2 protein-coding genes and 2 pseudogenes are annotated in these 13,039 nt (G+C 74.9%); 3 read left to right on the plus strand and 1 reads right to left on the minus strand.

The window, feature by feature from the left end; all coding sequences use genetic code 11:
• Positions 1–71: 71 nt before the first annotated feature.
• The 3 genes and pseudogenes from ACX9I7_RS29080 to ACX9I7_RS29090 form a co-directional block, all read left to right on the plus strand.
• A pseudogene (locus ACX9I7_RS29080) lies at positions 72–5,522 on the plus strand (SDR family NAD(P)-dependent oxidoreductase); the annotation flags it as partial.
• Positions 5,523–5,561: 39 nt separating this feature from the next.
• Complete coding sequence (locus ACX9I7_RS29085; protein WP_459389001.1) at positions 5,562–12,041, plus strand: thioester reductase domain-containing protein; 6,480 nt, start codon at positions 5,562–5,564, stop codon at positions 12,039–12,041.
• Positions 12,042–12,121: 80 nt separating this feature from the next.
• The gene (locus ACX9I7_RS29090) at positions 12,122–12,892 is read left to right on the plus strand and encodes a glucose 1-dehydrogenase (protein WP_459389002.1); all 771 of its coding nucleotides are present in this window, start codon (positions 12,122–12,124) and stop codon (positions 12,890–12,892) included.
• A 34-nt stretch (positions 12,893–12,926) separates the two neighbouring features.
• Here ACX9I7_RS29090 and ACX9I7_RS29095 read toward each other — a convergent pair.
• Positions 12,927–13,039, minus strand: a pseudogene (locus ACX9I7_RS29095) (RNA-guided endonuclease TnpB family protein); the annotation flags it as partial.

The raw sequence follows: 13,039 nt of genomic DNA on the forward strand, positions 1-13,039 counted from the left end.
CCCCACCCGGCCTTCACCAGTAGTTGCCGCACCAGTAGTTGACGAACGCACTCACCAGGAGCTGAACAGACGTGGCTGACGAGGTAAAACTCCGCGAATACCTCAAGCGGGCCATCGCCGACGCCCGGGACGCCCGCAAGCGCCTGCGCGAAGTGGAGAGCAAGGACCAGGAGCCCATCGCCATCGTGGGCATGGCCTGCCGCTACCCGGGCGGGGTCACCTCGCCCGAGGACCTGTGGAAGCTGGTCGAGGACGGCGTGGACGCCGTCTCCGAGTTCCCCGGCAACCGCGGCTGGGACGTGGACGGCCTCTACGACCCGGACCCGGAGCAGGTCGGCAAGTCCTACTCCCGCGAAGGCGGCTTCCTCCACGACGCCGACCTCTTCGACCCGGCGTTCTTCGGGATGTCGCCGCGCGAGGCCCTCGCCGCCGACCCCCAGCAGCGGCTGCTGCTGGAGACCGCGTGGGAGACCTTCGAGCGGGCCGGCATCGACCCGGCCACCCTCAAGGGCAGCCGCACCGGCGTGTTCACCGGCGTGATGTACAACGACTACGGCTCCCGGCCGAACCTGCCCCCGGAGGGCTTCGAGGGCTACCTGTTCAGCGGCAGCGCGGGCTCCATCGCCTCCGGGCGGCTCGCCTACAACTACGGGCTGGAAGGCCCGGCCGTGACCGTGGACACCGCCTGCTCGTCCTCCCTGGTGACCCTCCACCTGGCGGCGGGCGCGCTGCGGCGCGGCGAGTGCGACCTGGCGCTCGCCGGCGGCGCGACCGTGATGTCCACGCCGGTGGCGTTCATCGAGTTCTCCCGGCTGCGCGGCCTGGCCGCCGACGGCCGCTGCAAGTCCTTCGCCGCGTCCGCCGACGGCACCGGCTGGGCCGAGGGCGTGGGCCTGCTGCTCGTCGAGCGGCTCTCCGACGCCCGGAAGAACGGCCACCACGTGCTGGCCGTGCTGCGCGGCTCGGCCGTCAACCAGGACGGCGCGTCCAACGGCCTGACCGCCCCCAACGGCCCCGCCCAGGAGCGCGTCATCCGCCAGGCCCTGGCCAGCGCGGGCCTGAAGCCGTCGGACATCGACGTCGTCGAGGCGCACGGCACCGGCACGACGCTGGGCGACCCCATCGAGGCGCAGGCGCTGCTCGCCACCTACGGCCAGGACCGGCCCGAGGACCGGCCGCTGTACCTCGGTTCCCTGAAGTCCAACATCGGCCACTCGCAGGCGGCGGCCGGTGTCGGCGGTGTCATCAAGATGGTGCAGGCCATCGGGCACGGGATGATTCCCCGCACCCTCCACCTCGGCGAGCGGTCCCCGCACGTCGACTGGGAGGCCGGCGCGATCGAGCTCCTCACCGAGGAGCGCGAGTGGCCCGAGACGGACCGGCCGCGCCGCGCCGCCGTCTCCTCGTTCGGCTTCGGCGGCACCAACGCGCACGTCATCATCGAGCAGGCGACGGACGGGCAGGCCGCCGAGGACGGCGAGCAGGACGAGGGCGCGGCCCCCACCGCCGCTCCCGAGGCGCCCGTCGTGACGACCGAACTGTCCGCCGTGCCCTGGCCGGTGTCCGGTCACACGCCCGACGCGCTGCGCGCGCAGGCCCGCCGCCTCCTGGACCGCGTCGAGGCCAACCCCGACGCGTCGCCCACGGACATCGGCTTCTCGCTGGCCACGGGCCGCTCCGCGCTGGAGCACCGCGCGGTGGTCACCGGCACCGCCCGCGCCGAGCTCCTCGCGGGCCTGCGCTCGCTGGCCGAGGGCGAGCCCGGCGCGGGCGTCGTCTCCGGTGTGCGCGGCGGCGGCCGGACGGGCTTCCTCTTCACCGGCCAGGGCGCCCAGCGCGCCGGCATGGGCCAGGAGCTGTACGCGGCCTTCCCGGTCTTCGCCTCGGCCTTCGACGCGGTGGCCGCCGAGCTCGACCCGCTGCTCGGCAAGTCGGTCCGTGAGGTGATCGCCTCCGGCGCCGGCCTGGACGACACCGGCTGGACCCAGCCCGCGCTGTTCGCCGTCGAGGTCGCCCTCTACCGGCTCGTCGAGTCCTGGGGCGTACGGCCCGACTTCCTCGCGGGCCACTCCATCGGCGAGCTCACGGCCGCCCATGTGGCCGGGGTGCTGTCGCTGGCGGACGCGGCGAAGCTCGTCGCGGCACGGGCGAAGCTGATGCAGGCGCTGCCCGGCGGCGGCGCGATGATCGCCGTGCAGGCCGCCGAGGAGGAGGTGCTGCCGCTGCTCGCGGGCCACGAGGACCGGCTCGCGATCGCGGCCGTCAACGGCCCGGACGCCGTGGTGGTCTCCGGCGACGCGGACGCGGCCGAGGAGGTCGCGGCCCGGCTGAAGGAGCGGGGCCGCAAGACCAAGCGGCTCACCGTCAGCCACGCCTTCCACTCCCCCCACATGGACGGGATGCTGGAGGAGTTCCGGGCGGTCGCGGCGGGCCTGACCTACCGGGCGCCGGAGATCCTCGTCGTCTCCACCCTCACCGGCCAGGTCGCCACCGGCGACGACCTGCGCACCCCGGACTACTGGGTGCGGCAGGTGCGCGGCGCCGTCCGCTTCGTGGACGCCGTGCGCGCGCTGGAGGCCGAGGGCGTCACCACGCTGCTGGAGCTGGGCCCCGACCCGGTGCTGACGGCCATGGCCGCCACCGCCGTCACCGAGGCCGTCGCCGCCGTGCCCGTGCTGCGCGCGGGCCGCCCGGAGGCGCTCACCGCCGTGGCCGCGCTCGGTCAGCTCCACGCGCGGGGCGCGGCCGTGGACTGGGCCGCCGTGTTCGCCGGCACCGGCGCGCGCCGGGTGGACCTGCCCACGTACGCCTTCCAGCACCAGCGGTTCTGGCTGGAGCAGCTGCCCACCGCCACCGACCCGTTCGGCGTGGCCGCGGGCAGCGACGGCAAGCAGCACCCGGTGCTCGGCTCGCCGATCACCGTGGCGGGCGCCAACCAGCTGCTGTTCGCCAGCCGGCTGTCGCTGAAGACCCACCCCTGGCTCGCCGACCACGTGGTGCTCGGCTCGCCGGTGCTGCCGGCCTCCGCGCTCGTCGAACTGGCCATCCACGCCGGTGACATGATCGGCTACCCGGTCATCGACGAGCTCAACCTGATGGTGCCGCTGGTGCTGCCCGAGGACGGCACCCTCCAGCTCCAGGTGCGCGCGGGCACCCACGACGACTCCGAGCGCCGCTGCCTGTGCCTGTACTCGCGGCCGGACTCCTCCGACGGTCCCTGGACCATGCACGTCGAGGGCTACTACCTGCCGGAGACCGCCGAGCCCGCCGCGCGCCCGGAGGGCGAGGGCAAGACCATCGAGTTCCAGCTCCCGGAGGAGCTCCACGAGGAGGCGGGCCGCTACGGCCTCCACCCCGTGCTGCTGAACGCGGCCGTCCCGGTCCGCGCCGCCGACCCGGTGGGCGGCACCATCCCGGTGCCCGCCGACTGGTACGGCGTCCGGCTGCACGCCACGGGCGCCACCGCCGTCAAGGCGACGGTGACCGAGCTCGACGCGAACAGCGTCGCCATGGAGCTGACCGACATGGCGGGCGAGCTCGTCGCCTCCGTCGAGTCGATCGTCTTCCGCGACGTGCCCAACGGGCAGTTCACCCCGCACGTCGACAGCACCGGCCGCGACTCCCTGCTGCGCGTCGACTGGGTCCCGGCCCAGCTCGCCCCGGCGGAGGAGACCCCCCTGTGGGGCGCGCTGGGCGACACGTCCGAGGACCTGGACGCCCAGCGCTTCCTGGACCCGTCCCAGGTGGCCACGGCGATCGCCTCCGGCACCCCGGTGGACGCGGTCCTGGCGCCCGGGGCCTCGGCCACGACGGCGCGGTCCGGCGGTGCCGAACTGCCCGCAGCAGTCCACACCGAGACGGCCCGCACCCTCGAACTCCTCCAGCACTGGCTGGCCGACGAGCGCCTGACGACCACCCCCCTGGTCGTCCTGACCCAGGGCGGCGTCGCCGTCGCCAACGGCGACGACGTCACCGACCTCACCGCGGCCGCCCTGTGGGGCCTCATCCGCACCGCCCAGTCCGAGGCCCCCGACCGCGTCGCGGTCGTCGACACCGACGGCAGCCACACCCCCGAGCTGCTGGCCGCGCTCGTCGCCTCCGGCGAGCCGCAGGCCGCCGTGCGCGGCGGCAAGGTGCTCCTGCCGAGGCTGCAGCGCCTGCTCGCGCCGGAGTACAAGCCGAAGCGCCCGGAGTGGAAGCCCGACGGCACCGTGCTGATCACCGGCACCGGCGCCCTGGGCGCGGTGTTCGCCCGCCACCTGGTGGCCGAGCACGGCATCTCGCGGGTGCTGCTCGCCAGCCGCGGCGGGGCGGCGACCGAGGGGCTGACCGAGGTCGTCACCGACCTCCAGTCGCTGGGCGCCGAGGTCACCGTCGCCGCCTGCGACGTCGCCGACCGCGAGGCCCTCGCGAAGCTCCTCGCGGCCATCCCCGCCGAGCACCCGCTGACCGGCGTCGTCCACACCGCGGGCGTCCTCGACAACGGTCTGCTGCCCACCCTCACCCCCGAGCGGCTCTCGGCCGTCCTCCGCCCCAAGGTGGACGCGGCCTGGCACCTCCACGAGCTCACCAAGGAGACGGACCTGGCGGCGTTCGTGCTGTTCTCCTCGGCCGTCGGCGTCCTCGGCGGCCCGGGCCAGGCCAACTACGCGGCCGCCAACACCTTCCTGGACGCCCTCGCCGAGCACCGCCGGGCCAACGGGCTGCCCGGCACGTCGCTGGCCTGGGGCCTGTGGTCGGTGCCCGGCGGCATCAACAAGGACCTGGACGAGGCCGACCTCAACCGGTTCGCCCGCGACGGCTTCCGGCCCATCGCCCGCCCCGAGGGCCACTCGCTGTTCGACCGGGCACTCGCCCACGACAGCGCGGCCCTCGTCGGCACCCCCGTCGGCGCCACGGCCGTACGCGCCCAGGAGCGCATCCCCGCGCTGCTGCGCGCCCTGGTAAGCCCCGCCGCGCCCCGGCGCACCGCCCAGTCGCAGAGCGAGCAGACCGAGTCGCTGGCCGAGCGGCTGGCGGAGCTCACCGCGCCGGAGCGGGAGGCGACCGTGCTGGGCCTGGTGCGCACCGCCGTCGCGGCCGTGCTGGGCCACGCGGACGCCGACGGCATCGAGCCCGAACGGGCTTTCTCGGACCTGGGCTTCGACTCGCTGACGGCCGTGGAGCTGCGCAACCGGCTCACGGTGGCCGCCGGCACCCGGCTGCCCGCCACGCTCGTCTTCGACCACCCCACCTCCGCCGCGCTCACCGCGTTCCTGCTCGGCCGGCTCGTGCCGGACGGCGCCGAGGCACCCCACCCGGTGCTGGCGGGCCTGGACAAGCTGGAGGCGCTGCTGCCCGGCCTGGGCGCCGACGACCCGGCCCGCGCCTCCGTCTCCGTACGCCTCCAGACGCTGCTCGCCAAGCTCAACGAGTCCACGGCGGCGGTCGCGGAGGAGGACGTCACCGACCAGTTGGAGTCGGCCTCGGCCGAGGACATCTTCAGCTTCATCGACAACGAGCTCGGCCGCTCCTCCGGCTGAGGTGCTCACCGACTTCCGTATCTCCAGGAGAGATCCAGCATGACCAATCAACCCTCCAACGAAGAGAAGCTGGTCGAGTACCTCAAATGGGTGACGGCCGACCTGAAGAAGGCGCGGGCGCGCCTGGCCGAGCTGGAGGCGGGCACCCAGGAGCCCGTCGCCATCGTCGGCATGGCCTGCCGGTTCCCCGGCGGGGTGCGCTCGCCCGAGGACCTGTGGCGGATGGTCGAGGGCGGCGTGGACGGCATCTCGCCGTTCCCCGCCGACCGCGGCTGGGACCTGGAGCGGCTCTACGACCCGGACCCGGCCACCCCCGGCACCTCCTACACCCGTGAGGGCGGCTTCCTCGACGGCGCCGCCGAGTTCGACGCGGGCTTCTTCGGGATCTCCCCGCGCGAGGCGCAGGCGATGGACCCCCAGCAGCGGGTGCTGCTGGAGACCGCGTGGGAGACCTTCGAGCAGGCCGGCATCGACCCGGCCGGACTGCGCGGCAGCCAGGTCGGCGTCTTCGCGGGCGTCATCGAGCAGAGCTACCTCGGGCTCGACGGGCCCGAGGAGTTCGAGGGCTACCTGCTGACCAGCAAGCTCAACTCCGTGGCCTCCGGCCGCATCGCCTACACCTTCGGCTTCGAGGGCCCGGCGCTGTCCGTGGACACGGCCTGCTCGTCCTCGCTGGTCGCCCTCCACCTGGCCGTCCAGTCGGTGCGGCAGGGCGAGTCGACGCTGGCGCTGGCCGGCGGCTCGACGATCACGGCGACCCCGGGCGGCTTCGTCGACTTCTCCCGGCAGAGCGGCCTCGCCCCCGACGGCCGCATCAAGTCCTTCTCGGCGTCCGCCGACGGCACCTCCTGGTCGGAGGGCGTGGGCCTGGTGCTGGTCGAGAAGCTGTCGGACGCGCGGAAGAACGGGCACAAGGTCCTCGCGGTGATCCGCGGTTCCGCCGTCAACCAGGACGGCGCGTCCAACGGCCTGACCGCCCCCAACGGCCCCTCCCAGGAGCGGGTGATCCGCCAGGCCCTCGCCAACGCCCGGCTGACCACGGCCGACGTCGACGTGGTCGAGGCGCACGGCACCGGCACCCGGCTCGGCGACCCCATCGAGGCGCAGGCGCTGCTGGCCACCTACGGCCAGGACCGGCCCGAAGGTCGCCCGCTCTACCTGGGCTCGCTGAAGTCCAACATCGGCCACACCGTGGCCGCGGCGGGCGTCGGCGGCGTCATCAAGATGATCCAGGCGATGGAGCACGGGACGCTGCCCCGGACCCTCCACGTCGATGAGCCCACGCCGATGGTCGACTGGGAGTCCGGCGCCGTCGAGCTGCTCACCGAGGCGCGGCCGTGGCCGGAGGCCGACCGGCCGCGCCGGGCCGCCGTCTCCGCCTTCGGCGTCAGCGGCACCAACGCCCACCTGATCCTTGAGCAGGCCCCCGCCGAGGAGACGGCCCCCACCGAGGCGGTCGTCCCGCCCGTCCTGCCGTGGCTGCTGTCCGCGAAGAGCGCCGAGGCGCTGCGCGAGCAGGCCCGCCGGCTGCTGGCCGCCTCGTCGTCGAAGTCGCCGCTCGACGTGGCGTACTCGCTGGCCACCACGCGCTCCGCGCTGGAGCAGCGGGCCGTCGTCACCGGCGCCGACGCGGACGAACTGCGGGCGGGCCTCGCCGCCCTGGCGGCGGGCGAGCAGAGCCCGAACGTCGTCCAGGGCGCGCGCGGCAAGGGCAAGACCGGCGTGCTCTTCACCGGCCAGGGCGCCCAGCACCCCGGCATGGGCCAGGAGCTGTACGCGGCGTACCCGGTCTTCGCGGCGGCCTTCGACGCGGTGGCCGCCGTCCTCGACCCGCTGCTGGAGCGGCCGGTCCGCGAGGTGATCGCGAGCGGCGAGGGCCTGGACGACACCGGGTACACCCAGCCCGCCCTCTTCGCCGTCGAGGTCGCCCTCTACCGGCTCGCCGAGTCCTGGGGCCTGCGGCCCGACTACCTCGCCGGGCACTCCATCGGCGAGCTCGCCGCCGCGCACGTCGCGGGCGTGCTGTCGCTGGAGGACGCCGCGAAGCTGGTCGCCGCGCGCGGCCGGCTGATGCAGGAACTGCCCGCCGGCGGCGCGATGATCGCCGTCCAGGCGACGGAGGAGGAGGTGCTGCCGCTCCTCGCGGGCCGCGAGGACGAGGTGAGCGTCGCCGCCGTCAACGGGCCCGCCGCCGTCGTCATCGCCGGTGACGCGGACGCGGCCGAGGAGATCGCGGCCCGGCTGAAGGAGCAGGGCCGCAAGACCAAGCGGCTCACCGTCAGCCACGCCTTCCACTCCCCCCACATGCAGCCCATGCTGCCGCTGTTCCGCAAGGTCGCCGAGGGCCTCACCTACCACCCGCCCACGATCCCGGTCGTCTCCGGCCTCACGGGCGCCCTCGCCACCACCGAGGAACTGACCTCGCCCGACTACTGGGTGCGCCACGTCCGCGAGGCCGTGCGGTTCGCCGACGCCGTCCGCGCCCTCGCCGCCCACGGCGTGACCACGTTCGTGGAGGCCGGTCCCGGCGGCGTGCTCACCGCGCTCGTCCAGGACACGGTCGAGCCCGGCGCGGCGGTGGCGCTGCTGCGCCGCGGCCGCCCCGAGCCCGCCGCCCTCGTCGAGGGCCTCGGCCGGCTCCACAACCACGGGGTGGCCGTGGACTGGCGGGCGTTCTTCGAGGGCACCGGCGCGCGCCGGGTGGACCTGCCCACGTACGCCTTCCAGCACCAGCGCTTCTGGGTCGAGTCGGCGGCCCGTGCCGCCGACGCCGCCGGGCTCGGCCTGTCCGTCGCCGGGCACCCGCTGCTGGGCGCCGCGCTGCCCGTCGCGGGCGCCGACGAGGCCCTGTTCGCCGGCCGGATCTCGCTGCGCACCCACTGCTGGCTCGGCGAGCACCGCGTGCTGGGCACGGCCGTCGTGCCGCCGGCCGCCCTGGCCGAACTCGCGATCCGCGCGGGTGACGAGCTGGGCGCGAGCGTCCTCGCGGACCTCACGCTGGGCACCCCGCTGGCCGTGCCCGACAAGGGCGAGGTCCAGCTCCAGGCCCACGTCGGCCCCGCCGACGCGGAGGGCCGCCGGACGGTCACCGTCCACGCCCGCCCCGACGGCCTGGACGTGCCGTGGACCCGCCACGCCCACGGCACGCTGACCGCCTCCGGCTCCAGTGACTCTTTCGAACTCACCGCCTGGCCGCCCCAGGGCGCGGAGGAACTCGCCCCCGAGGAGGCGTACGAGCGGCTGGCCGCCGCCGGGCTGACGTACGGCCCGGCGTTCCGGGGCCTCGTCGCCGCCTGGCGCGCGGGTGATGACGTCTACGCGGAGGTCCGGCTGCCCGAGGGCACCGACCTCGACGGCTTCGCCCTCCACCCGGCGCTCCTGGACGCGGCCCTCCACGCGGCCGCCCCCGCCGGCACCCTCGCCGACCGCTGGCAGGGCGTCCGGCTGTACGCCACGGGCGCCACCGCCCTGCGCGTGCGCGTCTCCCCCGCCGCCGACGGCGCCCTGTCGCTCCGGCTCGCGGACCTGTCCGGCCGGCCCGTCGCCTCCGTCGAGGCGCTGCGCACCGGCCCGGTCACGGCCGCCGCCGTCACCGGCGCCCTGGCCCGCCCGCACGACGCGCTGTTCCGCATGGACTGGACGCCGGTCGCCCTCCCCGCGCGGGACGCCGCCCCGGCGTACGCGGTCCTGGACCCCGACGGGTTCGCCGACGTGGCAGCCGTCGCGGCGGCGGTCGCGGCCGGTACGCGCTACGACACCGTGCTGCTGCCCCTGACCGCCGAGCCCACGGACGACCTCCCGGCGAGCGTCCACGCCACGGCGCTGCGCGTGCTGGGCCTGGTCCAGGAGTGGCTGGCCGAGGAGCGGCTGGCGGAGACGCCGCTGACGGTCGTCACGTCGGGCGCGATGGCGACGGCGGAGGGCGAGGACGTCACCGACCTGGCGGCCGCCACGGTCTGGGGCCTCCTGCGCTCGGCCCAGTCCGAACACGCGGGCCGCTTCGTCCTGCTGGACGCGGACCCCGGCACGGACGAGGCCCTGCTGGCCTCCGCCGCCACGACGGGCGAGCCCCAGCTGGCGCTGCGGGCCGGCGAACTCCGAGTGCCGCGCCTGGCGAGAACGACGGTTGTGGGCAATCGTCCCGCAGGGCGATGGGGGCACCTCCCAGCGGTAGCTGGGGGAGGGTGGGCACAACCCGACCACCGGGCCGCACCCGCCCTCGACCCCGCCGGCACCGTCCTGATCACCGGCGGTACGGGCAGCCTCGGCGCCCTCTTCGCCAAGCACCTGGTGGCGAACCACGGCGCCCGGCACCTGCTGCTCACCAGCAGGCGCGGCGCCGCGTCCCCCGGCGTGGACGAGCTCACCGCCGAGCTGAAGGCCCTCGGCGCCGACGTGACCGTCGCCGCCTGCGACGTCACCGACCGCACCGCGGTGGCCGCCCTACTCACCGCCATCCCGGCCGAACACCCGCTCACCGCCGTCATCCACACCGCCGGCGTCCTCGACGACGGCCTGATCACCTCCCTCACCCCCGAGCGCCTCGCCGCCGTCCTCCGCCCCAAGGTGGACGCGGCCTGGCACCTCCACGAGCTGACGCGCGAGGCGCCACTGGCCGCCTTCGTCCTCTTCTCCTCCATCGCCGGCATCGTCGGCGGCCCCGGCCAGTCCAACTACGCGGCCGCCAACGTCTTCCTCGACGCCCTCGCCGAGCACCGCAGGGCGAACGGCCTGCCCGCCACGTCCCTGGCCTGGGGTCTGTGGGAGCAGGAGGCCGGCATGAGCGGCCATCTGGACGACACCGACCTCAAGCGGATCGCCCGCAGCGGCTTCCGTCCGGTCACCGCCGTCCAGGGCACCGCGCTGCTGGACGTGGCCCTGGAGCTCGGGGACGCGGCCCTGGTCGCCACCCCGCTCGACCTCACCCCGCTGCGCGCCCAGCCGGCCCAGGCGCCCACGGTGCTCAGCGCCCTGGTGCGCACCCCGGCGCGGCGCGTCGCCCGCAACTCCGACGCGGTGGACGGCTCGCTGGCCGAGCGGCTGGCCGGGCTGGACGCGGAGGGGCGGCGGCAGGCCGTGCTGGAGCTGGTCGTCGCCGAGATCGCCGGAGTGCTCGGGCACTCCGGGGGCACCGGCATCGACACCGCGCAACCCTTCCCCTCCCTCGGCTTCGACTCGCTGACCTCGGTCGAGCTGCGCAACCGGCTGGGCGCCGCCACCGGCGTCAAGCTGCCGGCGACGGTGGTCTTCGACCACCCCACGCCGGAGGGCCTGGCCGCGTTCCTGCTGACCGAGGCACTGGCCACGGGCGCGGACGGCGAAGGCGACACCGCGGCCGCCGGGACCGTCGACTTCGCCGCGGAGACCGTCCTCGCCGAGGACGTCCGCCCGGCGGACGAGGTCGTGCGCGTCGTGGCCGACCCGAAGGAGATCCTGCTCACCGGCGCCACCGGCTTCCTCGGCGCGTTCCTGCTGCGCGACCTGATGCGGACCACCACGGGCCGGATCCACTGCCTGGTGCGCGGCACGGACGAGGCCACCGCCCTGGCGCGGCTGCGCGCCAACATGGAGTACTACCGGGTCTGGGACGAGGTCGACCCCGCGCGGCTGGCGATCGTCCTCGGCGACCTCGCCGAGCCGGGCCTGGGCCTCGCGCCGGAGACCTTCGACGCCCTCGCCCGCGAGGTCGACGTGGTCTACCACAACGGCGCCCGCGTCCACTGGCTCCACCCGTACACCTCGCTCAAGGCGTCGAACGTCCTGGGCACGGAGGAGGTCCTGCGGCTGGCCGCGCGGCACCGCACGGTGCCCGTCCACTACGTGTCGACCGTCGGCGTCTTCGACGGCGTGCGCGAGGAGGGCGTCCCGCTGAAGGTCACCGACCCGACCGGCCCCGCCGAGGCGCTGCCGAGCGGCTACCTCCAGAGCAAGTGGGTGGCGGAGCAGCTCATCGGCGTGGCGCGCGAGCGCGGTCTGCCGGTGTCGGTCTACCGCGTCGACGTGATCTCCGGCGACCAGGAGAACGGCGCCTGCCAGACGGCGGACTTCGTCTGGCTCAGCCTCAAGGGCCTGCTCCAGGCCGGTTCGGTGCCCACGACCAGCGGCGGCCGCTTCCACCTGCTGCCGGTGGACTACGCGAGCGCCGCGATCCTGGGCATCTCCCGGCAGGAGAAGAGCGCGGGCGGCACGTTCCACCTGTTCAACCAGAGCTCGCTCTCCCTGGGCACCTGCGTCGCCTACCTGCGCGACCTGGGCTACCCGCTGGGCGAGCGCGGCTGGGACGAGTGGAGCGAGTCGGTCCGTACGGACCGGGACAACGCGCTGTACCCGCTGCTGCACGCCTTCGAGATGATGACGTCGGACACCGACGCCTTCTACCCGCCGATCGGCACGGAGGAGACGGAGGCCGCGCTGGAGGGCAGCGGCATCGTCTGCCCCGAGCTGACGCGGGAGCTCTTCGAGAAGTACGTCGGCTTCTTCGTCGAGGAGGGCCACTTCCCGCCGGTACCGGTGGGCTAGCCCGCTCGAATGCCGGGCGGGCCGAATTCGGCCCGCCCGGCATTCGGGGAGAAATCCCATGAGCTGGCAAACTCGCCCCTATGACCAGCCAGTCTCTCCTCCCCCACAAGGTGACCCTCGTCACCGGCGCCAGCAGCGGCATAGGCGCCGCCGCCGCCCGCGTCTTCGCCCGTGAGGGCGCCCGCGTCGTCCTCGCGGCCCGCCGCGAGGACCGCCTCGCCGCCCTCGCCGCGGAGCTCACGGCGCTGGGCGCCGAGGCCTCGTACGTCGTCACGGACGTCACCCGCCCCGACGACGCCCGCCGCGCGGTCGAGTTCGCCGTCGAGCGGTACGGCCGGCTGGACGCCGCCTTCAACAACGCCGGCGTCGGCGGGGACCGCACCCCCATGCACCTGATGGGCGACGACGCCTACGACACGATCATGGACACCAACGTCCGCGGCGTCTGGAACTGCCTGCGCCACGAGATCTCCGCCATGCTGGAGACCGGCGACGGCGGCGCGATCGTCAACAACAGCAGCGTCGCCGGGCTCGTCGCCATCCCGGCCGCCGCTCCCTACGTCGCCGCCAAGCACGCGGTGATCGGGCTCACCCGGGCCGCCGCCGACGAGTACGCCAAGCAGGGCATCCGGGTCAACGCCGTGGCCCCGGGCACCACGCGCAGCGAGATCACGGCCGACTGGTTCGACCGCAATCCGGGCCTGGAGCAGATGGTGAACGGCATGACCCCGCAGGGCCGCACCGCGGCCCCGGAGGAGATCGCCGAGGCGGCCGCCTGGCTGCTCAGCGACCGCTCGCCGTTCCTCACCGGCGTGGTGATGCCGGTGGACGGCGGCTTCGTCAACCATTGATTCCTCCCCTCCTCGCAGGGAGGGGATTCCTGGCTCAGGCCGCCTCCTGGAGCAGCGCTCCAGGAGGACTTGCGCCATCGGCACCAGCCGGGGTGAGACCAGCCCGGACGAGCATCACACGTGCGGAGTTCTTGTCCCGTGGGGACG

The organism is Streptomyces sp. L500, from assembly GCF_054551825.1.

What these genes read in the sequence shown, in the direction of transcription:
- ACX9I7_RS29085 (WP_459389001.1), top strand. Translation starts at nt 5,562, where the DNA reads ATGACCAATCAACCCTCCAACGAAGAGAAGCTGGTCGAGTACCTCAAA.
- ACX9I7_RS29090 (WP_459389002.1), top strand. Translation starts at nt 12,122, where the DNA reads ATGACCAGCCAGTCTCTCCTCCCCCACAAGGTGACCCTCGTCACCGGC.